The sequence below is a fragment of the Aquamicrobium terrae genome (assembly GCF_052978165.1).
This window is the reverse complement of record NZ_JBRKLZ010000002.1, coordinates 543,066-565,726: the sequence shown is the minus strand read 5'-3', so window position 1 is coordinate 565,726 and position 22,661 is coordinate 543,066. Positions and strand designations below refer to the sequence as shown.

Below are 22,661 nucleotides of genomic sequence, written 5' to 3'. Positions count from 1 at the left end.
TTGGATTGCAGGGTCGAAAATCACAGCCGGGAAAGGTTGGCAGGTGAAGAAGACGAACAACATGGTGGTGCCCTGGCTGCTGCTTTTGCCGGCCACGGTCCTGCTTGCCGCCTTTACCCACATTCCGGCGGTGATGACCTTCATCAACAGCTTCTACCGCACGCCGCGCGGCAACCGGCCTGCGAGGTTCGTCGGCATGGATCACTACAGCAGCATGCTGAGCGATCCGGTGTTCATGGCCGCGCTGAAGAACAATGCCATCTATGCGCTGGGCACGGTGCCGGCGGCCATCGCGCTGTCCATGCTGATGGCCATCATCGTCAACTCCGCCATTCGCGGGCGGGCGCTGATGCGCATGTCGTTCTTCCTGCCGACCGTGCTGCCGATGATCGCGGTCGCCAACATCTGGCTGTTCTTCTACACGCCGGGCTACGGCCTCATCGACCAGTTCCTCGGCCTGTTCGGCTTTCATGAGCGCAACTGGCTGGGCGATCCCGACACGGTGCTCGGCAGCCTGATGGTGCTGGCGATCTGGAAGGAAGCCGGCTTCTTCATGATCTTCTATCTGGCCGCCTTGCAGCAGATCAGCCCCACGCTTTCCGAGGCTGCCGCGCTGGAAGGCACCAGCCGCTGGTATTTCTTCCGCCGCGTGACCTTCCCGCTTCTGATGCCTACCACGCTGTTCGTGATGATCAACGCCATCATCAACTCGTTCCGGCTGATCGACCATGTCATCGTCATGACCCGCGGTGGGCCGGACAATGCGAGCACCTTGCTGCTCTACTACGTCTACAACGTCGCATTCCGTTTCTGGGACACGGCCTATGCCTCGGCGCTGACCGTCGTCCTGCTCGCTGTACTTGCCCTGCTGGCCTTCGTCCAGTTCGGCGTTCTCGATCGCAAGGTGCACTACAAATGAGCGCCATGACTCTTTCCCACCATGCCCGTGAAGCCTCCTTCTGGCGGGTTCTGGAAACCGGGGCCTGCTATCTGCTGGGGTTTCTGTGGATCCTGCCGCTGTTCTACGCGGTGTGGATGGCGGTGCATCCGCCGGCCTACGAGGTGCGCTTCGAATTGCTGGCGCCGCTGACGCTGCAGAACTTCGTCGACGCCTGGAACGCCGCGCCCTTCGCGCGCTACTTCCTCAACACCTTCGCGCTGATCACCACCATTCTGGTGTGCCAGTTCGTGGTCTGCACGCTGGCCGCCTATGCCTTCGCCCGCTATGAGTTTCCCGGCAAGACGGTGGTGTTCATGCTGGTGCTGATCCAGCTCATGATCATGCCGGAAGTGCTGATGGTGGAGAACTATCGCACCATCTCCAAGCTCGGGCTGGTGGATACGGTGCTGGCCATGGGGCTGCCCTATATGGCGTCGGCTTTCGGCATCTTCCTGCTGCGCCAGACCTTTCTCACCGTGCCGAAGGAACTGGATGACGCCGCGCGCGTCGAGGGCGCGGGGCCGCTCGCCGTGCTGCTCAAGGTCTATGTGCCGCTCGCGCGCCCCGTCTATGTCGCCTACGGGCTGGTTTCGGTCAGCTATCACTGGAACAACCTGTTGTGGCCGCTGGTCATCACCAATTCGGTGACCACGCGCCCGCTCACCGTCGGCCTTCAGGTGTTCGCCTCGCCGGACCAGGGCGTGCAGTGGAGCGTGATCTCGGCCGCGACGCTGATGACCTCGGCGCCGCTGCTGGTCGGTTTCCTGCTCTTCCAGCGCCAGTTCGTGCAGAGCTTCATGCGCGCCGGCATCAAGTAGCTCGCCCGGTTCGCGATTTCGCAGCGGCGGACGGCTCAGGCTTTCCGCCCGGTCAGGTTGCGGGCCAGGGCGTGCAGCATGCCGAGGAAGGTGATGCTCCAGGCCGCCAATGCGATGTAGAAGAAGGTGCGCGGCAAGGGGGTGAGGAAGCCGAACTCCATGGCGTGGTCCAACTGCCATGTGCAGGCGGCGTACATGCCGAGCGGGAACACCGCGCCCCAGTAGAGCGGATCGTAGCGGAACGGAAAGCGCTGGTAGCCGTAGCGCCATACCCCGAGTACCAGCAGCATGGGGATCCACCATGTGCCGGTCGCCCAGTAGAAGACCGTGAACCCCTTCAGGAAAGGCAACAGCGAGGTCAGATAAGGCGCGTGCGGGGCGTTGAGGATTAGCAGGGAACCGGCGAGGGTGGAGATGGCCATGGCGCCCATATTGATCCAATAGGGTGGCGCCAGGTCGCCAGGCGAAAAGCGGAAGAAGGCATAGCGATAAAAGATCAGCGACATCATCCAGATGTAGAGCATGCCGCCCCACAGCCACATCGACAGGGCCACCAGGTTGAGTTCCAGCCGATAGGGCTGGCCGATGCGCGCCGCCAGAAGCGCGCTGGACACCGACAGGGCCTGCGTGGCCACAACCGCCAGCAGCCAACCGCCATTGATGCCCTTGTCGAGGGTCGGCTTGTCGCGCCGGACCGTCAGGGCGGTGAAGATCGTATAGGTGAGGCACACCCACAAGACGACGGCCGCCAGCCACAGAATCTTGCCGGCGGCGAGATTCTCGCGCAGCACCATGAACTGGCTGGCGAGGATGCCGGTGCCGGCCACAGTGGTGAAGTAGCCCGGCCCGGCCAGGTGGGTGACCATGTCGCCGAAGAAGCGCCGCGGATGGAACCAGGCCCGCAAGGCGTAGAGAACAGTGAGGACGGCATATTGTCCCACATTGAGGTAGAACAGGGCCTGCGCGAGCGTGCGAAACTCCATCATGAAGGCCGCCAGCGAGACGATGCCGGTGGCCATCACCAGCCCGAAATAGGCAGGCGACATATCGGCAAGGCCCGAGAATTTCCCCTGTCGCGGCTCGTCGTCGCTGTGGATCGGCATCGCTTCTTCGTTCGCCCCCGGGACGCCATGCGCAGATGCAGCCAGGGGCGGGCCGGCGCCTGCCCGTGTCCCGACAGCGGATCGTCTATAGCGGAGAAGGAATGCCCGGCGCAAATGCGCCGTGGGAGTCGTGCGCAAATGCGCCGTGGGCGCCCTGCGCTTTATGCGATGCGCAGAGGCAGCGCCGAAAATCCGCTGGCCGGATAGATGGCAAGCACCGGTTGCCGCCCGGAAGCCGGGACGATCTCGCTTGTGCCTTTCAGCAGTTCCTCCATGACGACACGCAATTCCAGCCTGGCCAGTTGCGCGCCGGGGCAGACATGGATGCCGCGGCCATAGAGCAGGTTCTCGTCCGGATCCCGGTCGAGCCGGAATTCGTCGGGGTCGCCGAAGACCGCCTCGTCGCGGTTGGCGGAGGCCCATATCAGCGTGACGCGTTCGCCGGCGGCGATCCTGCGTCCGCCAATCTCGACAGGTCCGGTCGTCACCCGCCGGTTGGCGATGAGCGGGGCGTGCAGCCGCAATATCTCGTCGATGGCAGCCGGCAGCATGCCGGGATCTTCGCGAAGCCGGCGTTGCAGTTGCGCGTTCTGTGCCAGATAGTGGACGAGGATGCCGACGCAGGCCGTGATGGTGCCCAGCTCGCCGACGGTCCAGTTGCGCAGGATGCTGACGATCTCCTCATGGTTCAGCGGCCGCTCGCCGATCCGTTCGTGCAACAGATCGGTGGTGATGTCGTCCGGCGCGGCCGCGCCAGCCTTGCGCCGCGCTTCCAACAGATCGCGGATATAGCCGTCGAATTCGAGTGCGATCGCCGCCATGGCGGCGGTGTCGCGCGCCAGCGTGGCTTCGTGGTTCTTGCCGACCCAGGCAAGCAGCGGCGCATGCAAGGCGTCGGGCCAGCCGAGAAAGGCGCACTGGATGCGCACGGCGAAGCGTTGGGCAAGCTGCGTCACCAGATCGATCTCCACGTTCCGTTGAAGGGTGGACACCAGCTCCGCCGAGATCGTGCGACAAAGCGGCTCGAAGGCCCCGACCCTCCCGGGCTCGAAATGGCGCTCGACCAGCCGCCGGTAGGCCGTGTGCCGGGGCGGGTCCATACCACTCGGCACCGACAGATGGCTTGATACCACGCTGCTGAATGTGTTGTGGTCGTCCAACGCGCGCACCACATCCTCATGCCTGAACAGCGACCAGCCCAGATAGCCGCTATAAGCCACCGGGCAGCGCTGGCGCATCTCATCATAAGCCTTGATCTGGTCGGAAAGCACCGCTTCGGACCGGGGGTCCCAGTCCGGTTGCGGCTTGTCTGGCGTCGGGTGCATCGAAATCCTCTGGCAACAGTTCCGATGCCCGGCAAGGGCAACGGCATTGCAGCATCCCTAGTGCAGCGTGCACGCACCCGTCTTTGTGCAAGCGCAAACGGCGACCGCGCGATTGAGGACTATCGGGATCGGCCGCGGATAGTCCGGCAGCTGCCAGTATATGGCTTACGCCACCGCAGGAGCGCCGTTTAGGCTTGCAGGATCTGAAGATTCTGCAAGAAGTCTTGCAAAAAGCGCTTGACATCAAGATGACTTGCAATAACTGTTACTCATGCAAGATAATTTGCAGGACGCACATGACCATTCTGGAACGGATTAAATCGAACTCGGCCAAGCTGACGGATTCCGACCAGAAGCTGCTGACCGCTTTGCTCGAGAACCGCGCGGAGGCGGCCTATCTTTCGGGCTCGCAGCTTGCCGAACGCGCGCAGGTCCATGAGGCGTCGGCGACACGGCTGGCGCAGAAGCTCGGCTACAAAGGCTACCCTGACTTGCGCGCCCAGCTCCAGCGTGAGGTCATCGAAGGGCAAGACGCGGCAAATCGCATGCGCCGCTCCGTCGCCAAGGTAGAGCATGGCGACTTCCTGGCCGACCTGGTGGCCGCGGAAATCACGGCACTGGAAAGTCTGGCGCGCTGCATTTCCCAGGGCGAGATCGACGATGCTGCCGACCGCATTTTCCAGGCAAGGCGGGTTTTCATATTCGGCCAGGGCCATGCCCAGTCGGTGGCGGCATTTCTGCAACGCCGGCTCGACCGCTTCGGCATGACCACCATCGCCCTGACCGGGCGTGGCCGCGACATAGCCGAGCGCGTGGTGGGCATGGCCAGGGGCGACCTCGTGCTGGCGCTTGCCTTTCGCAAGCAGCCGAAAAGCTATGCCCCGCTCTTGCGCCACGCGGCCGATGTTGGGGCTGGCAGCATCCTGATCTCCGATCTTGCCGGGCCCATGATGGAGCCGAAGGCCGATCTTCTCCTGGCCGCGCCGCGGGGGCGGTCAGGCAGCGAATTCCAGACCCCGACGATCCCCCTGGCCATCGTCAACGCGATCCTGATGACGATAGCCGGACGGCATGAGGAGCCGATCATCGGAAAGCTGGAAAAACTGTCGGGGCTGTTCTCCGACTTTGATTGAATCGGGAGGAAAGACTGTGGTGGACATATCCAGGATATTTCGCGCCGCCTTGCTGGCGTGCACGATCGCAATGCCCGGTGCTGCGCTCGGGCAGGACCTCGACAAGCTCACGGCGGAGGAACTGGTTCCGCTCGCCGTCAAGGAAGGCAGCGTGACCGTCTTTTCCCTGTCGAGCCGCATCGCGCGCGTCGAGGCTGCTTTCGAGGCCGCCTATCCCGGCATCGACCTGATCGGCGTCGACATGAGCTCGGTCAAGCAGATCGCCCGCGTCGAGGCGGAGCAGCAGGCCGGCGTCCATGCCGTCGACGTGCTCTATCTGGCCGATACGCCGGTCGTCTATGACAAGCTCCTGGCTGCCGGGCGCATCTCCAACTACGTGCCGCCGCGCATGGCCGGCGAGCTGGAAGATCGCTTCAAGGAGCCGCTGCTTATCCACCGTCTCTCGACCAAGGTTCTCATGTACAACGAGGCCGCCTACCCGGACGGGGCGCCCGTCTCCAATCTGTGGCAACTGACGAAACCGGAATGGAAGGGTAAGGTGCTGATGGTCGACCCCAGCCAGCGCGGGGAGCTGCTCGATCTGCTGACCGAGATAGCGCTCCATCCCGATGAGATGGCCGAGGCCTACAAAGCTGAGTTCGGCAAGGATATCGAGGTCGATTCCGATCTGCAGGGCGCGGGCGAGCAGTATGTACGCGATCTGTTCGAGAACGATCTGATCCTCGTTGCCAACAGCGATGTGGTCAACAAGGCGGTCGGCGACAAGACCGCGAAAAACCCGCCCGTCGGTTTCACCACCTATTCGGACCGTCGCGACAACGAAAAGGAGGGCTGGGCGCTCCAGGTGGCCAACGACGTCGTGCCCGCCAACGGCATTCTGTTCCCGGCGGTGCTGGCGATTGCCGACAACGCCCCGCATCCCGCGGCCGCGCGGCTGCTCATCGACTTCATGTTCGGCGACGACTCGCCCAGCGGCGGCCCCGCCTTCGAACCGTTCAACGTCCCGGGCGACTACGCAACCCGCAAGACAATCACCGACGATCCCGATTCGGTGCCGCTGGAAAAGCTCAATGCCTGGACCATCGACGCGGCCAGGACAGCCGCCGCCCGCAGCCGCATCAGCGACCTGATCATTGCCCTTCAGTAGGTGGCATGACGCCGGCGCGTCGCGGACGCGCCGGCCGCCACCCGAGGTTCCGGACCCATGACATCGTTGTCTCCTTCGCTTCTGTCGGGCGGCAGGTTTGCCCGATCGAGATACCTCATGCCTGCAATTCTCATTGCCATCGTGGCGATCCTGGTCGTCGCGCCGCTGGTGCGAATCTTCGTCTCGACCCTTACGCCCGACGGCCTGGATGCCTGGCGCACGGTGCTGGCGAGCCCGCTTTCCAACAATCTGTGGTGGCGCCCGCTGCTCAACACCTTGCTGCTCGGTTTCGGGGTGGCCACGGGGTGCCTGCTGCTCGGTGGCTTCCTCGCCTGGCTGGTGGTGCTGACCGACGTGCCGGCACGCAATTTCATCGGCACCCTGTCCACCCTGCCGTTCATGATCCCGAGCTTTGCCGGAGCGCTGGCCTGGGGCACGCTGTTCCGCAACGACAGGCTGGGTGGGTCGCCCGGCTTTTTCCAGGCCAATGGATTCGCCATTCCCGACTGGCTTGCCTGGGGCCTTGCTCCGACGCTGATCGTGCTCGTCGCCCACTATTTCTCGCTCGCCTACACCATCATCGCCGCCGCCCTGAGTTCCGTTGGCGCGGACATGATCGAGGCGGGCCAGATGGCGGGCGCGCGCCGTTCGCGCATCTTTTTCGGCATCATCCTGCCCGTCGTCACGCCGGCATTGATCGCGGCCTCCTCTCTGACCTTTGCCGGTGCCGTCTCCAACTTTGCCGCACCCGCCCTGCTTGGCCTGCCGGTGCGCATGCAGACGCTGTCGACGCGCCTCTTCGGCATGATCGAGACCGGACAGAACGAGCGCGGCTTCGTGCTAGCCCTGCTGCTGATCGCGGTATCGGCGACACTGCTGTTTTTCAGCGACCGGCTGGTGTCGGGCCGCAAGGCTTTCACAACCGTCACCGGCAAGGGCGGCCGCACCAAGCGCTTTGCGCTCGGTGTCTGGCGCTGGCCGCTCTTTGCGCTGGCGGCGGCGATCGGGATGATGACCTCGGTGGTGCCGGTCCTCGTCCTGGCCGCGTCGAGCTTCGCCCCACAAAGCGGCGCGCTGTTCTCCAACTGGACCCTGCATTTCTGGGTCGGTGAAGGGGGTGGCGAGATCGCCCAGGGGCAGGCCGGCCTGTTCCGCAACCCGGTGCTGATCGATGCCCTGTTCGCCACGCTGAAACTCGGCATCGTGGTGGCCATGACCACCATGGTGCTCGGCCTGTGCCTTGCCTACACCATCGTGCGCCACAAGGGCAGTTTGCTGGCCAATGCCCTCAGCCAGCTCGCCTTCCTGCCGTTGCTGGTTCCCAGCATCGCTTTCGCGGCAGCCTATATCGCGCTGTTCGGCGCGCCGATCGGGCCGTTTCCCTCGCTCTATGGCACATTTGCGCTGCTGGTCCTTGCCGCTACCGCCCACAACCTGCCATATGCGGTGCAGGCGGGGCGATCGGTGCTGGGCCAGATCTCGGCCGACATCGAGGAAAGCGCGCGGCTGACGGGCGCGAGTTTCCTGACGCGCATGATCTTCATCATCTGCCCGCTCGCCATCCGCGGCCTGCTGGCCGGCGCCATCCTGGTCTTCGTCAAGATGGTGCGCGATCTGTCGCTGGTGGTGCTCCTGTTCACCGCGACGTCGCCGGTGCTCAGCATGGTCGCCTATCGCTATGCATCCGAAGGCTTCATGCAGTTCGCCAACGCGATCACCCTCGTCATCCTCGTAATCTGTCTGGCGGCATCGCTCCTTGCCCATGTCCTCCAGAACCGCGTGCAGAAGTGGAAGCAATGATGAACGCCCCGCATGTCCAGGCGCAGGACGCCATCCGCATCAGCAATCTCGTCAAGCGTTTCGGCGAATTCACCGCCGTCAGGGACGTCAACATCTCGGTGCCCAGGGGAGCCTTCCTTGTGCTAGTGGGTCCGTCGGGCTGCGGGAAATCCACGCTGCTGCGCATGCTGGCCGGACTGGAGGCGCCGAGTTCGGGCTCCATCTCCTTTGAAGGGCGCGTCGTCTCCAGCGGCGAGGCCGGGGTGGTCGCCGATGCCGGGGCCCGGGACGCCGGGCTGGTCTTCCAAAGCTATGCGCTGTGGCCGCACATGACCGTCTCTGGCAACATCGCATGGCCGCTGAAGGTTGCCGGATGGTCGAAGGCGAAGCGTGAGGATCGCATCGAGGAGGTGCTGAACTTCCTCGGCATCTTTGCCTTGCGCGATCGCTATCCGGCCGAGATTTCAGGCGGCCAGCAGCAGCGCGTGGCGATTGCCCGGACCATCGCGCCGCGGCCCCGCATTCTTCTCTTCGACGAGCCCTTGTCCAATCTCGACGCAAAGCTGCGCATCGAAATGCGCAGCGAGCTGATGCGCATCCACCGCGCCACCGGCGCGACCTCGGTCTACGTCACCCATGACCAGGTGGAAGCCATGACGATGGCATCGCATGTGGCGGTGCTCAACAACGGGGCCGTCGAACAGTTCGGCAGCCCGATCGACCTTTTGCGCTATCCGTACACCACCTTCGTCGCTTCCTTTCTTGGCACGCCGCCGGCCAACCTTTTGCCGGTGTCGCGCAAGGGCGACATGCTCGCCTTCGGCGACCTGCCCCTGGCGCCCGCCGCACTGGCCGGCGCTCATGGTGAAGCCCAGTTGCTCTACCGCGCGCAGGACATCGCCGTCGGCGCGGTCGAAGGCAAGCCGAAGCTGGTGGCCAGCTTCGCGGAAGCAGCCCCCATCGCGGGGCAGACGATGGTCACCGCCACGGTGGGAGATCTGCGGATCACCGCCATGGCCCAAGGTTATTTCACCGCCGCGCCGGGCGACAGGATCGAACTCGCCTTCGTACGGGAGCCGGATGCTGTCTTCACCGCCGAGGGCCAAAGGATCGATTGATGAGACTGATAATGTTGCGGCACGGCGAAACCGTGTGGAATGTCGAACAGCGTCTGCAGGGACAGGACAATTCCGACCTTTCCGAGCGAGGCATATGGCAGGCGCGCAAGTTCCTGCCCTATGCCCGGGCGCTGGTGCCTGCGCAGGTCATATCCTCCGATCTCGGCCGCACGCGGCAGACGGCACGGCTCATCGGCTATCCGGACGCCCCTTCGGATGCCCGCCTGCGGGAACTGGACATGGGCGAATGGACGGGACGCACCAAGCTGGATCTCATCCGTGACCATCCCGAGGACTATTCGGCCTGGCGGGCGGGATCGTTCACGCCGCCGCGCGGCGAGACATGGCAGATGTTCCGGGCCAGGGTGGCGGAGAGCATCCGCGACTGGCTGCGCAGGACCGAAGGGGACCTGCTGGCCATCGTGCATGGCGGTGTCATCCGGGCGGCCTGTCACGAATTCCTCGGGCTACCGCCCTCCCGCGTCGTTCCGGTGACGCCGGGCACGGCGACAATCCTCAATTTCGCCTCTGCCGACGAAGGCGTCGCCTTGCTGGAAGGTTACAACATCGGCTCGGTCGTGCCCGACCTGTCGGTTGCCGATTGAGGCCGGCCGTCCTTCGCGGCGACGGGTTCGCTAGACACGCACCCGCTTCGGCGTGACGCCATAGGCCTTGCGGAAAGCGGTGGTGAAGCTCGACACGTTGTTGTAGCCGGCGAGATGGGCGGCGTGGGATACGGGCACGCCGTCATTGGCCAGGGCGGTGCGGGCGGCCTCCAGCCGCTTTTGCCTGATGAAGTCGAAGATGGTGATCCCGAAATGCTCCTTGAACCGTCGCTGGACGGTCGACGTGCTCGATCCTGCTTCCTTCGCGATCAGGTCGATGGTCAGCTCGCTGGTGAGGTTGGCCATGATGAAATCCCTGACGCGCTCGCAACAGCGCAGGTTCATCAGCGACGGTGAGTGCTGGTGCTCCTCCTGCTCGGCCACCATCGTCAGGCACGATTGCCACATGATGTCGAGCCCCTGCGCTTTCAGGTAGAGGGAGCTCAACTCGCCCTCGAGGATAGAGGGCGGGTTCATGATCTTGTGCGCAAGCTGGATAATGTTCTGGCCCGGCTCGAACGAAAAATGGGCGAGGTGCTCGCCGAAAAAACGCCGCAGGGCCGACGCGCTGATGCCGTCCTGCGTCTCGAACAGGCGGGTCAGCCAGGGCAGGGGGGCCGAAATCATCACCTTGCGAAGCGGAACGTCGCTTTCGTCGAAGAAGCGCAGCTTGCTGTGGCGGGCGACATTCAGCATGAACACGACCGGCGAACAGGCGTCCTCGCGGCCCGCATCCAGCCGGAACGGCCGGCCGTCGATGACGAAACCCTGCGCGCCCTGCAGGAACACCATCAGCATGAATTTCGGCCAGATTTCCTGCTCGCCGATGTCGTCGGTACAGTTCGTGACGTTTTCGAGAGCGCCCACGAACAGCTCATGTGGCGTGTATTGCATGAGACGATCCTAGCGCCGGCCGCGGCGCGATGCCGTCCGCGCGTAAAACTTTGCCATTCCTGCCAAACTCTTTCGCCTCGACAGACCTATCGAGCCAAGCCTATATCTGACTGACTTTATCAAGTTTAAGCTCTGCCTGGGCGGGTGGCAAGTCTTGTCACTGCCGGCCGTCAGTCGTGGCCGCGCGCCGGGGCAGGGCGCCTAGTAGGGGCCAAATACATGAACTCCAGGCTGCTGGCAGCAAGAAGGCGCTCATGCCGCCTGCCCCATGTCCGGTGTGACGCCATGACCTACCGCCACCTCTGAACGCCTTCCTCCCCGACCCGATCCCGTAGCCAAATGCGAAGCCGGCGGCCTCGCAACTCAGAACCTTCTGGAACAGTCTCATGAAATTCAATCGGATATTGTCGCTTGCCGGTGTCTCCCTGCTGGCCACGGCCGTCGCGTTGCAGGCGCAGGAGGCGGACACGGCGAATGAGACGGTTCTCGACCTCATCACGGTCGTCAGCAAGGGCAAGGACAATGTCGAGGCCACCGGCGGCACCGTCGTCACGCACGAAGACCTGGAGAAGCTGCAGCCGGCCGACGTGTCGGGTCTGTTCTCGCGCGAATCCTCGATTTCCGTTTCGGGCGGTGGCGGGCCTTCGAAACGCATCCATGTTCTGGGCATGGAACAGTCGAACCTGGCCGTCACCGTGGATGGCGTGCCGCAGACCGCGACGAGCTGGCATCACACCGGCTCGAACGTCATCGATCCGGCCTTCCTGAAGCGCGTCGAGGTGGAAGCGGGCGCGGCCGCCGCCGATTCGGGCTTCGCCGCCGCGGCCGGCGCGATACGCTACGAAACGGTGGGCGCGCTCGACCTGCTGGAGGACGGCAAGAACCTCGGCGCCCGCATCGGCCTGTCCTACGGCACCAACGGGCGTGGCTTCTCGGGCAGCGCCGCCGGCTATGGCCGCCACGAAGGGTTCGACTGGTTCCTGATGACCCACGGTGCGACCGGCGACAACTACAAGAACGGTAATGGCGTCGAGATCCTCGGCACCGAGCCTGCCGCCCGCAACATTCTCGGCAAGCTAGGCTATGAATTCGACGGCCACCGTGTCGAACTCGGCTATGAGCGCAGTCGCGACAAGGCTGACCGCCTGATCAAGATGAACATGGGACTGGCGGGCGACGAACTGCATCCCCTCGAGGTCGCTCGCGACGCCGTCAACATCAAATACACCTCGACGGCAGCGACGGACATGTGGGACCCCGAGGTGCACGTCTACTACAGCCAGAACGACTACTGGCGGACCGACTATCAGAACGGGACGAACGGCAACATGATCCTCAACGAGGATCTCTATGGCGGCAAGGTGCAGAACACCTTCACCGTCGACTACGGCAAGATCACCGCCGGTGTCGACTTCGGCCGGCACGACTACCACACCGACAATTACCGCGACGGGCCCAATGTTCGCCGCTATCGTGATTTCCACACCACGCAGGTGGGCGTCTTCACGCAGGGGCGGTTCGAGTTCGACAACGGCTTCGGCATTTCGACCGGCGCACGCTATGACGGGCACCGCTTCTCGGACTGGGACGACAGCACCTTCTCGGATAGCGGCGCGAGCGTGAACGGCACGGTGTCCTACCGATTCAACGATCATGTCGAAGTGTTCGCCGGCGCCTCGCGCACCTGGCTGGGCTATCAGTTGCGCGACTACGCCTATCTCCATGCCCGCAACGATGCCTTTTTCACGGATACGGACTTCGAGGCCGCGAGAGCACAGAACTACAAGGTCGGCGCCAATTTCGGCGGGGAGAACTGGAATGCCGGCGTCACCCTGTTCGATACGCGTATCCGGGGGTTGCCGCTCTACGGGACAGGCGCGAACAACAAATTGTACAACGACCCGAATGAGTATCGTTCTCGTGGCGTCACGCTCAACGCCGGTTACCGCTGGAACGAGACCACCATCGGTGCCACCTTCACCAAGGCCAAGGTGACGGGCGGAGGCCAGACGCTGCTCCCCAACAGCGGAACCTTCATGCCGATCGGCGACATGGCCACGCTCTACGTTGATCACGAGATTCCGGATTACAATCTGAAGCTGGGCGCCAGCCTGGCTTGGGCAGGCAAGGTCGCGGCCATCGACGATTTCTACGAACAGCCGGCCTACACGGTGGTCAACGCCTATGCCGAATGGTCTCCGGCTTCCTACGAGAACGTGTCGCTACGCATCGGCGTCGAGAACCTGTTCAACGAAACCTATTTCGAACGCACGAGCTATGCCACGCGCGACGCTCGCGGCGGCATCGAGCCGGTCTATGCGCCGGGGCGCACCTTCACGTTCCAGTCGTCGATCAAGTTCTGAACCTTGCCGGGAAGGCCCGGGCTTGCCTTGAAGAAGAACATGAGTAAGTAGGTCATGATTTTTACCGAAGGCAGGACAATCATGCGAAATGCCCTTTTGACGTTCGCCATGGGATTGGCGCTGGGCTGTACCGCGGCGCTGGCGGATCCCATGGTCATCAAGCATGCGCAGGGCGAGACGGCCCTCGACGCGCCGCCGCGGAAGGTTTTGGTCCTCGACGTCAACGCCCTGGATATCATGGATGCGCTGGGGGCCGAGCCGGCCGGCGTTCCCGGCTCCCACCTGCCGGGATATCTGTCGAAATACAACTCCGATTCCTACCTGAAGGCCGGCACCCTGTTCGAGCCGGACTACGAGGCCATCAATGCGGCCGAACCCGATCTGGTGGTGGTCGGCGGGCGCTCGCGCGCGAAGTTCGGGGAACTGTCGGAAATCGCGCCAACGGTAGATCTTACAGCCAATACAGAGCCCTACACCGACGGCATCAAGCAGAACATCACCCTGTTGGGTGAGATTTTCGGCAAGAAGGACAGGGCCGCCGAGATGATCGCCACCCTCGATGCGAAGCTCGATGCCCTGAAGTCGTCCGCCCGGAAGGCGGGCACCGCACTGATCCTCGTCACCAATGCAGGCAAGGTCGGCGCCTATGGGCCGGGCAGCCGTGTCGGCTGGCTGCACAAGGAAGTCGGCTTCGCGACCGTCGAGGAGGGCATCGACGACCGCTTCGACGGCGGCGATGTCGTGTCTTTCGAATACATCCTCGAAAAGGACCCCGACTGGCTGTTCGTGATCGACCGCGATGCGGGTGTCGGCAATGCCGGGCACAATGCAAGGGCGACCCTGGACAACGATCTCATCGCGCGCACCAGGGCGGCGAAGAACGGCCATATCGTCTATCTCGATCCACAGGCGGCCTACATCGCTTCGGCCGGCTACACGTCGGTCAGCAAGCTGATCGATGAAGTGCAGGATGCCGTCTCGAAGCAGTGACGGTGTGTCGTGGCCAGACGGGATCGGGCACCGGCGAGGTTCGGCCGGCGGCCCATGAAAGCGCGGCAGATGGAATGAAGATCCTGGCCCTCGCCATCCTGGCCGTCGCCCTGCTCGCCCTGGCAAGCCTCTTCATCGGCGTCAGCGACGTGTCGTGGAGCACCCTGCGCTCCGGCGGCGATGACGGGCACGCCTTGCAGGTCCTGCTCGTCAGCCGCGTTCCACGCACGGCAGCGCTGATCCTTTCCGGTTCGGCAATGGCCGTTGCCGGCCTGATCATGCAGATGATGCTGCGCAACCGTTTCGTCGAGCCGACGACGGCGGGAACCGTGGAATCGGCCAGTCTGGGGCTGCTGCTCGTCACGCTTCTGGCCCCCTCCATGCCGGTGTTCGGCAAGATGCTGGTCGGTGCCGCCTTCGCTGCCATTGGCACCATGCTGTTCCTGCGGCTGCTACGTTTCGTGCCGCTGCGTGACGTGCTGATGGTTCCGTTGATCGGTATCATGCTGAGCGGCGTGATCGCCGCCCTGACGACGTTCCTCGCCTACCGGTTCGACCTGCTCCAGACCTTGCTGTCCTGGACGACCGGCGATTTCTCGGGCGTGCTGCGCGGGCGATATGAATTGCTGTGGGTCGCCTTCCTGCTCGCGATCGCCGCTTATGTCACCGCCGACCGCTTCACCGTCGCCGGCATGGGGCGGGACTTCGCAACCAATCTCGGGCTGAACTACCGCGCCATCCTGGCGCTGGGCCTGACCATTGTGTCGCTGGTTACATCCGTCGTTGTCGTGACGGTGGGAATGATCCCCTTCCTGGGGCTGGTGGTGCCGAATATCGTCAGCCTCACCGTCGGCGACAACATGCGGCGTTCCGTTCCCTGGGTCGCCGTGCTCGGCGCCTTGAGCGTGCTGACCTGCGACATCGTCGGACGAACCATCCGTGCGCCCTACGAAATCCCGATCGGAACGGTGGTCGGTGTGGTCGGCAGCGCTGTTTTCCTCCACCTGATCCTGCGCCGGGGCCGCCATGTCGCGTGAAGGCATGACCGCCGGGGCGGCCGAAGCACGGGGAGGCTTGCACATGGCGGCCATCCTCCACCCGCAGGTGCGGCCGCGCGTGGTGCTGATCGCGCTTGGCGTGCTGGCGCTTGTCGCGGTCGGTTGCTTCATGGTGGTGGGGGCGAAAGGAAGCTGGGCCTTCGTGCTGAAATTCCGCGGCCTGAAGCTCGCCGGCCTGATCCTCGTGGCCTACGCCATCGCCACTTCCACGGTGCTGTTCCAGACCGTGACCGGGAACCGCATCCTGACGCCGTCGATCATGGGCTTCGACGCGTTGTATGTGCTCATCCAGACGGGGCTGGTCTTCTTCATCGGCGCGGCAGCCGCCACGACGCTCGATGCGAACCTGCTGTTCATGGGCCAGATCGCCGCCATGGTGGTGTTTTCCGGCCTGCTGTTCCGCTGGCTGTTCGCCGGCGAGGAACGCAGCCTGCATCTGCTGGCCCTTGCGGGTATCATCTTCGGCGTGTTCTTCCGCAGCCTGGCAGGTTTCATGCAGCGGGTTCTGGACCCCAATGAGTTCCAGGCGCTGCAAGATGCGCTGTTTGCCAGCTTCAACACCGTCGACAGGACGCTGCTGTCGGTGTCCGCCCTCATCATGGTGGCCAGCCTGGTCGTGCTCACCCGCATGACCAACCGCCTCGACGTGCTTGCGCTGGGACGGCCGATGGCGGTGAATCTCGGACTGGACTACAGGCGTACCGTCTCGGCAGTGCTGGCCATGGTGGCGGTTCTGGTGTCGGTGTCGACGGCGCTCGTCGGCCCGGTGACGTTCTTCGGCCTCCTGGTGGCCAACCTCGCGCATGTGCTGGTGGGCTCTTCAAGGCATCGCCACCTGCTGCCAGCCGCCGTGCTTCTGGCTGTCATTTGCCTCGTCGGCGGCCAGGCAATCCTGGAGCGGGTCTTCGCGTTCGACACGGCACTCAGCGTCATCATCGAATTCGTCGGCGGCATCGCCTTCATCCTGTTCGTCATCCGCCGAGGTGCCCGGTGATCGTCGCGTCGAATGTCAGCAAGTCCTATGGCGAAACGTTTGTCGTCAACGATGTATCGGTGACCATTCCGGCCCGCGGCATCACCTCGATCATCGGCCCCAACGGCGCCGGAAAATCCACCTTCCTGTCGCTGGTCAGCCGGCTTCTGGCCATGGACAAGGGCACGGTCACCGTCGACGGGCTCGATGTGACGACGACGCCGTCGGAGCAACTGGCCCGGCGGCTGTCGATCCTGCGCCAGGACAACCATTTGACCTCGCGGCTGACCGTCCGGGACCTGGTGACCTTCGGTCGCTACCCTTATTCGAAGGGCCGTCCCACGCTCGAGGACAAGGCGCATATCGACCGCGCCATCGACTATCTCGACCTCGCGACCCTGGCGGATCGCTATCTGGACGAGCTTTCCGGCGGCCAGCGCCAGCGCGCCTTCGTGGCGACGGTGCTGTGCCAGGACACGGACTATGTGCTTCTCGACGAGCCCCTGAACAACCTCGACATGAAAAACGCCCGGGCGATGATGAAGATATTACGCTCGGCCGCTGCCGATCTCGGCAAGACGGTCGTGCTTGTCCTGCACGACATCAACTTCGCCGCCTGCTACTCGGATGCGCTGGTGGCGCTGCGGGCCGGCAAGCTGCTCGTCGCCGGCACCGTGGACCATGTGCTGCGCCCGCAGGTGCTGCGCGACATCTACGACACCGACATCGAGGTGCACGAAATCAACGGCCGCCGCATCTGCCTGTTCTATGAATGACGGGGCCGCCGCGGAGTGTCATTCCGCTGTCATCGCATCGTGTTGAAAGCGGGCATGACAAAGCAGCATCAGGGCGATTCTTCAGCCATGCAGCAGCCACGACGCTTCCGCACCCTGTTCATCTCGGACCTGCACCTCGGCACCAAGGGCGCGCAGGCCGAAGCGCTTCTGGAATTCCTGAAGCAGCATGAAGCCGACACCATTTATCTGGTCGGCGATATCGTCGACGGCTGGCGGTTGCGGTCTTCATGGTATTGGCCCCAGACCCACAACGACGTTGTGCAGAAGCTGCTGCGCCAGGGGCGCAAGGGCGCGCGCATCGTCTATGTGCCGGGCAACCATGACGAGTTCCTGCGCGAGTTCTGCGGCATCCATTTCGGCGGTATCGAGGTACGCGACAGCATCGTCCACGACGCTGCCGACGGCCGGCGCTATCTGGTCATCCATGGCGACGCCTTCGACATGGTGGTGCGTCATGCCAGATGGCTCGCCTTCCTCGGCGACTGGGCCTATGTGATCGCGCTGGCGCTTTCCACCCGCATCAACATTATCCGCCGCAAGCTCGGCTTCACCTACTGGTCGCTGTCGGCATGGGCCAAGGCCAAGGTCAAGAACGCCGTCAACTATATCGGCAATTTCGAGGAGACGCTGGCCACAGAGGCCGAGCGCCACAATGTCGATGGCGTGATCTGCGGCCATATCCACAGCGCCGCGATCCGCGACTTCGACGGCTTCACCTACATCAACACCGGCGACTGGGTGGAAAGCTGCACGGCCGTCGTCGAGCACGAGGACGGCCGCATGGAGCTGATCCACTGGGCGCATTTCAGTGCCGTGCTCAATGCCGGCCGGGTGCCGGCGGTGCGCCTGCCCTCGCGCCACGCCGCCTGATCAGAGACCCGTGTGAGCACCGACATGCGCATCCTCATCGTCACCGATGCCTGGCGGCCACAGGTCAACGGCGTGGTGATGACGCTGGAGCGGCTGGCGCAGTCGCTCGACGGCATGGGGGTGGAGACCGTGTTCCTCACACCCGAGGGCTTCCGCACGGTGCCGATGCCCGGCTACGCCGAGATCCGCATGGCGCTGGCCACGCCCGCGAAGGTCGCGCAGCGCATCGAGGCGGCACGGGCCGACCGCATCCACATCGCCACCGAAGGTCCGCTCGGCATTCTGGCCCGGCGGGTGTGCCTCGCCCGGGGGCTGCCCTTCACCACCAGCTATCACACGCGCTTCCCCGAGTTCCTGAGCGCCCGCCTGCCGGTGCCGGAAGAGTGGACCTATCGCTGGCTGCGCCGTTTCCACAATGCCGGCAACGCCATGATGGTGGCAACACCGTCGCTGGGCGCGGAACTGGCGCAGCGCGGCTTTGCCAATATCCGGCTGTGGTCGCGCGGAGTGGATCTCGACCGCTTCCACCCGGATCGCCGGATCGACCTCGGCCTGAACGGCCCGGTCTTCCTGTGCGTCGGTCGGGTGGCGGTGGAGAAGAACCTGCCGGCCTTCCTCGACCTCGACCTGCCCGGCACCAAGCTCGTGGTGGGCGACGGGCCGGCCCTGCCGGAACTCAAGGCGCGCTATCCTGATGCCGTGTTCATGGGCGTGAAGCGCGGCGAGGAGCTTGCCGCCATCTACGCCTCGGCCAATGTCTTCGTCTTCCCCAGCCGCACCGACACCTTCGGCAACGTCATCGTCGAGGCGCTGGCTTCCGGCACGCCGGTCGCGGCCTATCCGGTCACCGGTCCGCTCGACATCTTGGCCGGGGGCGGCGGCGTGCTGGATGAGGACCTGCGCCAGGCAGCGCTTGCCGCGCTCGCCGTTCCGCGCCAGGCGGCGCGGGCGCGGGCCGGCGCCTATGACTGGGATGAATGCGCCGGCCAGTTCCTCACCCATATCACCACGGCGATCCCCGACCATGGCCCCAGATGGAGCGCGGCATGAGCACCGTACTGGCACGCAACGAAAACCCGGCCCCAAAAAATCCGAGAAGACGGTTGCGCGAGGCGGTGCGCCGCAACGCGCCGCTGACCCGCGAAGGGCTTGCCGAATATATCTTTGCCGGGCTGTTCCAGAAGCTGGTCTATGCCCAGATCTGGGAAGACCCGGAGATCGACATGGAAGCGCTGGCGATCGGGCCGGGGCACACCGTCGTCACCATCGCCTCGGGCGGCTGCAACGCGCTGTCCTATCTGCTGGCCGATCCCGGCCGCGTCGAGGCCGTGGACCTCAACCCGGCCCATGTCGCCTTCAACCGGCTGAAGCTGGCCGCGTTGCAGACGCTGCCTTCCTACGAGAGCTTTCACCGCTTCTATGCGATGGCCGACGATCCGCAGAACGTCGCGGACTACCGGCGTTTCATCCGCCCGGCGCTGGACGAGGCCAGCCGCGCCTATTGGGAGGGCCGCACGCTCACCGGGCGCCGGCGCATCTCCATGTTTCGTCGCCATCTCTACCGCCACGGGTTGCTCGGTCACTTCATCGGCTGGGGGCATCGCGTGGCGCGGCTCTACGGCGTCGATCCGCGCATCCTGCTCGAGGCGCGCAGCCGTGACGAGCAGCGCCTTGTCTTCGACACCAGGATCGCGCCGCTGTTCGACAAGCGCCTCGTGCGCTGGATGACCAGCCGAAAGTCGTCGCTGTTCGGACTTGGCATTCCCCCGCAGCAATATGAGGTGCTTGCCGGTGGCGCCGGCATGGCCGGGGTGCTGCGCCAGCGGCTGGAACGGCTGGCCTGCGACTTCCCGCTGTCGGAGAACTATTTCGCCTGGCAGGCCTTCGGGCGTGGCTATGGCAGGGGCGAGCAGGCGCCGCTGCCGCCCTATTTGCGGCGCGATAACTTCGAGGCCCTGCGCGTCCGCGCCGCCCGCTTCAGCGTCGAGAACGTCTCGATCACCGAATTGCTGGCGGCGAAACCTTCTGCATCGGTCGACCGCGTCGTACTGCTCGACGCGCAGGACTGGATGAGCGATGCACAGCTCGACGCCCTGTGGCGCGAGATCACCCGCACCGCAGCACCCGGCGCGCGCGTCATCTTTCGCACCGCCGCCGAAGCCAACCTTCTGGAAGGCCGGCTCGCACCGTCGCTGCTGGCGCGCTGGCACTACCGGCGCGAGCAGTCGCTGGCGCTGCATGCGCGCGACCGCTCCTCCATCTATGGCGGCTTCCATCTGCTGGTTCTGAAGGATTGAGCGATGACGGCAAGCCTCGACCACGGCGCGTTGATGGACCGCGTCTACCGCCTGCAACGGCGGTTCGGCTTCTATGACGCGACCCGCAAATATTATCTGCTGGGGCGCGATCCCATGCTGGCCGGGCTTGCCCCGCCGCCCGGCGGCACGGTTCTGGAGATCGGCTGCGGCACCGGCCGCAATCTGGTGAAGGCCGCGCGGGCCTGGCCGCAGGTACGGTTCCACGGCATCGACATTTCCGGCGAGATGCTGGCCGCGGCCGGCGGCGCCGTGGCGCGCGCCGGCTTGCAGGACAAAGTCCGTCTCGCCCTTGCCGACGCTATCGCCTTCGATCCGCACCGCAGCTTCGGCGGCTGGAACGGCCATGGCTACGACCGCATCTTCATTTCCTACGCGGTGTCGATGATCCCGCAATGGCGGCGGGCGATGGAAGGGGCCGCGCAGCTTCTGTCGCCCGGCGGCGAGCTTCACATCGCCGATTTCGGCAACATGGCCGCCCTGCCGGCATGGACGAGAAAGGCCATGCAGGGCTGGCTGCGCTGGTATCATGTCACGCCGCGCCCCGACCTGTTCGAAGCCGCCGCCGGCATCGCCGCCACCCTTGGCGGATCGAGCGAGGCGCTAAGCCTGCATCGCGGCTTTTCCTGGCTCGCGATCATCCGCAAGCCGCTGGCGAAAGGTGCCGGTCCCCACCCATGAACTCAGCTTATAGCGCTGCACTTATTCTCATTTTTCAACGATGAGCGCGGCCGCTAGTTTCCTCGGACAGCAATGAATTCCGAGGTTGGCGCATGTTTGAGGTGGTCGATTGGGGTCTGCCCAGGAACAAGGGACCGGTTTCCAACGCGGTCAGGGCGGGCGGCAAAGTCTACACCGTCCAGATCCCGCGCGATCCCGGATCGGGAGAGGTTCTCGCGCAGGGCGATATCCGCGAGCAGACGCGCCAGTGCCTGTCCAACCTCGTCAAGGTGATGAAGGCCGCCGGCGGCTCGCTGGCCGACGTGGTCCAGGTGCTCGTCTATCTGGTCGAGGGCACCGATGCCGAGGGCATGAACGAGGTCTACAAGGAGTTCTTCAAGGACCCTTATCCGAACCGCGCCACCGTGGTGGTGAAGGAGCTTCTGGTGTCGGGCATGCGCGTCGAGATGGTCGTGCATGGGCATGTCGGTCCGGCGGCCTGAGGCCATGGCGCGCTCCCTGGTCCCCGACGCGGAAGGAGCCGGCGTAGCGGTTATCGGCGCCGGCATCATCGGCCTGTGCAGCGCGCTTCATCTTCGGCGCGCGGGGCTCGATGTCACCGTCTACGACGCGGGCGGGGCCGCCGCCGGCGCGTCCTTCGGCAATGCGGGCCTCATCAGCATCGACAGCTGCGTGCCGGGGCCGATGCCCGGCATGGTCGTCAACGTGCCGCGCTGGCTCGCCGATCCGCTCGGCCCGCTGACAATCGATCCGTCCTATCTGCCGCGCATGTTCCCATGGCTGTATCGCTTCCTGCGGGCCGGCACACCCGGCCGGGCGCTGCTGGCCGCACAGGCGCTCAACGCCATGCATCGCGATTCCTTCGACCATTATCTCGATCTGCTTGGCAGCGAACGCTTCAACGATCTTTTCCGCCTGTCCGGCCAGGTGCAGCTCTGGAACGGCGGCCCCGACACCGAGGCCGGCCGCACCGTCCGCAAGATCTGGGAACAGAACAAGGTGAAGGTGGAGGAGCTGCAGCAGCATGAGCTGCGCCAGCTCGTTCCCGACATCTCGCCCGAGGCCAAGGGCGGGCTGTTCTTCCCGCGCAACGGCTATACGGTGAGCCCGCGCCGGCTGGTGGATACGCTGCTGCAATGCTTTCTGGAGGAGGGCGGCCGCTTCCGCCAGGAGCGGGTGATGCGGATCGCGCCAGAGGGCGGCGGCCGCGTCAGGCTGGTCACCAACCTGGACGACGATGTCTTCGGCAAGGTGGTGGTCTCGGCCGGCGCATGGTCGCGCGCGCTGCTGGCGCCGCTTGGCGTGAAGCTGGCGCTCGACACCGAACGCGGCTACCACGTGATGGTGCACGGCCCGTCCGTCGACCTGCGCGTGCCGGTGCTCGACAAGAGCCGCGGCTTCGGCGCGACGCCGCTGGAAAACGGCATAAGGATCGCCGGCACCGTCGAGCTTGCCGGTCTGGACAAGCCGCCGAACCTGAAGCGCGCCGATATTCTTCTGGAACATGCCAGGCGGCTGTTTCCGTCGCTGAAGGGCGAACGCTATACGATGTGGATGGGGTTCCGTCCCTCGACGCCCGACAGCCTGCCGATCATCGACACGGTGCCCGGCCAGCCCGGCATCTGCATTGCCTGCGGGCACGGCCATTTCGGCATGACGGCGGCCTCGACGACCGGCCTCGTCGTCGCCCAGAAGGTGCTCGGCAACAAGACGGCGATCGACGCCGACCCCTACCGGCTTGGGAGATTCTAG

21 protein-coding genes are annotated in these 22,661 nt (G+C 64.7%); 18 read left to right on the top strand and 3 right to left on the bottom strand.

Annotated elements, in window-relative coordinates; translation table 11 throughout:
• Positions 1-43 precede the first annotated feature (43 nt).
• Both ACVCNR_RS19905 and ACVCNR_RS19900 read left to right on the top strand, forming a co-directional pair.
• A complete protein-coding gene (locus ACVCNR_RS19905; protein WP_447076192.1) occupies positions 44-919 on the top strand; it encodes a carbohydrate ABC transporter permease in 876 nt (291 codons plus the stop codon).
• Positions 920-924: 5 nt separating this feature from the next.
• Positions 925-1,758 carry a carbohydrate ABC transporter permease gene (locus ACVCNR_RS19900; RefSeq protein WP_447076670.1) on the top strand — a complete coding sequence of 278 codons (834 nt, stop codon included), beginning with the start codon at positions 925-927 and terminating at the stop codon, positions 1,756-1,758.
• Positions 1,759-1,793: 35 nt separating this feature from the next.
• On the opposite strand, the gene ACVCNR_RS19895 is transcribed toward ACVCNR_RS19900, so the two are convergent.
• Both ACVCNR_RS19895 and ACVCNR_RS19890 read right to left on the bottom strand, forming a co-directional pair.
• Positions 1,794-2,861 carry a tellurite resistance/C4-dicarboxylate transporter family protein gene (locus ACVCNR_RS19895; RefSeq protein WP_354193686.1) on the bottom strand — a complete coding sequence of 356 codons (1,068 nt, stop codon included), beginning with the start codon at positions 2,859-2,861 and terminating at the stop codon, positions 1,794-1,796.
• A gap of 161 nt (positions 2,862-3,022) precedes the next feature.
• Positions 3,023-4,186 carry a cytochrome P450 gene (locus ACVCNR_RS19890; protein WP_447076191.1) on the bottom strand — a complete coding sequence of 388 codons (1,164 nt, stop codon included), beginning with the start codon at positions 4,184-4,186 and terminating at the stop codon, positions 3,023-3,025.
• 296 nt (positions 4,187-4,482) lie between these two features.
• Here ACVCNR_RS19890 and ACVCNR_RS19885 point away from each other — a divergent pair, with 296 nt between their 5' ends.
• The 5 genes from ACVCNR_RS19885 to ACVCNR_RS19865 all read left to right on the top strand — a co-directional run bounded on the left by ACVCNR_RS19885 (position 4,483) and on the right by ACVCNR_RS19865 (position 9,968).
• A complete protein-coding gene (locus ACVCNR_RS19885; RefSeq protein ID WP_354193688.1) occupies positions 4,483-5,319 on the top strand; it encodes a MurR/RpiR family transcriptional regulator in 837 nt (278 codons plus the stop codon).
• Positions 5,320-5,389: 70 nt separating this feature from the next.
• Positions 5,390-6,466 carry an ABC transporter substrate-binding protein gene (locus ACVCNR_RS19880; RefSeq protein WP_447076669.1) on the top strand — a complete coding sequence of 359 codons (1,077 nt, stop codon included), beginning with the start codon at positions 5,390-5,392 and terminating at the stop codon, positions 6,464-6,466.
• Positions 6,467-6,583: 117 nt separating this feature from the next.
• Positions 6,584-8,266, top strand: coding sequence for an ABC transporter permease (locus ACVCNR_RS19875; protein WP_447076190.1), 1,683 nt, complete (start codon positions 6,584-6,586; stop codon positions 8,264-8,266).
• A complete protein-coding gene (locus tag ACVCNR_RS19870; RefSeq protein WP_447076189.1) occupies positions 8,263-9,363 on the top strand; it encodes an ABC transporter ATP-binding protein in 1,101 nt (366 codons plus the stop codon). The genes ACVCNR_RS19875 and ACVCNR_RS19870 overlap by 4 nt, the downstream gene beginning before the upstream one ends.
• Positions 9,363-9,968, top strand: coding sequence for a histidine phosphatase family protein (locus tag ACVCNR_RS19865; RefSeq protein WP_354193692.1), 606 nt, complete (start codon positions 9,363-9,365; stop codon positions 9,966-9,968). Before ACVCNR_RS19870 ends, ACVCNR_RS19865 begins: the two co-directional genes overlap by 1 nt.
• Positions 9,969-9,998: 30 nt before the next feature.
• On the opposite strand, the gene ACVCNR_RS19860 is transcribed toward ACVCNR_RS19865, so the two are convergent.
• Positions 9,999-10,766, bottom strand: coding sequence for an AraC family transcriptional regulator (locus ACVCNR_RS19860; RefSeq protein WP_447076668.1), 768 nt, complete (start codon positions 10,764-10,766; stop codon positions 9,999-10,001).
• A 482-nt stretch (positions 10,767-11,248) separates the two neighbouring features.
• Here ACVCNR_RS19860 and ACVCNR_RS19855 point away from each other — a divergent pair, with 482 nt between their 5' ends.
• From ACVCNR_RS19855 to ACVCNR_RS19805, 11 genes are all read left to right on the top strand, one after another.
• Complete coding sequence (locus ACVCNR_RS19855; protein ID WP_447076188.1) at positions 11,249-13,225, top strand: TonB-dependent receptor domain-containing protein; 1,977 nt, start codon at positions 11,249-11,251, stop codon at positions 13,223-13,225.
• Between the two features lie 81 nt (positions 13,226-13,306).
• Positions 13,307-14,215, top strand: a complete 909-nt coding sequence (locus tag ACVCNR_RS19850) for a siderophore ABC transporter substrate-binding protein (RefSeq protein WP_447076187.1) — start codon at positions 13,307-13,309, stop codon at positions 14,213-14,215.
• Between the two features lie 74 nt (positions 14,216-14,289).
• Positions 14,290-15,252, top strand: a complete 963-nt coding sequence (locus ACVCNR_RS19845; protein WP_447076186.1) for an ABC transporter permease — start codon at positions 14,290-14,292, stop codon at positions 15,250-15,252.
• 43 nt (positions 15,253-15,295) lie between these two features.
• Positions 15,296-16,267, top strand: coding sequence for an iron chelate uptake ABC transporter family permease subunit (locus ACVCNR_RS19840; protein ID WP_354193696.1), 972 nt, complete (start codon positions 15,296-15,298; stop codon positions 16,265-16,267).
• Positions 16,264-17,022: an iron ABC transporter ATP-binding protein gene (locus ACVCNR_RS19835; RefSeq protein WP_354193697.1), complete on the top strand. Its 759-nt coding sequence runs from the start codon at positions 16,264-16,266 to the stop codon at positions 17,020-17,022. The genes ACVCNR_RS19840 and ACVCNR_RS19835 overlap by 4 nt, the downstream gene beginning before the upstream one ends.
• A 54-nt stretch (positions 17,023-17,076) precedes the next feature.
• A complete protein-coding gene (locus ACVCNR_RS19830; protein ID WP_354193698.1) occupies positions 17,077-17,913 on the top strand; it encodes a UDP-2,3-diacylglucosamine diphosphatase in 837 nt (278 codons plus the stop codon).
• Positions 17,914-17,937: 24 nt separating this feature from the next.
• Positions 17,938-18,963: a glycosyltransferase family 4 protein gene (locus ACVCNR_RS19825; protein ID WP_354193875.1), complete on the top strand. Its 1,026-nt coding sequence runs from the start codon at positions 17,938-17,940 to the stop codon at positions 18,961-18,963.
• Positions 18,960-20,210, top strand: a complete 1,251-nt coding sequence (locus ACVCNR_RS19820) for a BtaA family protein (RefSeq protein ID WP_447076184.1) — start codon at positions 18,960-18,962, stop codon at positions 20,208-20,210. Before ACVCNR_RS19825 ends, ACVCNR_RS19820 begins: the two co-directional genes overlap by 4 nt.
• Positions 20,211-20,213: 3 nt before the next feature.
• Positions 20,214-20,909 carry a class I SAM-dependent methyltransferase gene (locus tag ACVCNR_RS19815; protein ID WP_354193700.1) on the top strand — a complete coding sequence of 232 codons (696 nt, stop codon included), beginning with the start codon at positions 20,214-20,216 and terminating at the stop codon, positions 20,907-20,909.
• 92 nt (positions 20,910-21,001) lie between these two features.
• A complete protein-coding gene (locus ACVCNR_RS19810; RefSeq protein WP_447076183.1) occupies positions 21,002-21,391 on the top strand; it encodes a RidA family protein in 390 nt (129 codons plus the stop codon).
• A 4-nt stretch (positions 21,392-21,395) separates the two neighbouring features.
• On the top strand, positions 21,396-22,661 hold the full coding sequence (locus ACVCNR_RS19805; RefSeq protein WP_447076182.1) for an NAD(P)/FAD-dependent oxidoreductase: 1,266 nt from the start codon (positions 21,396-21,398) through the stop codon (positions 22,659-22,661).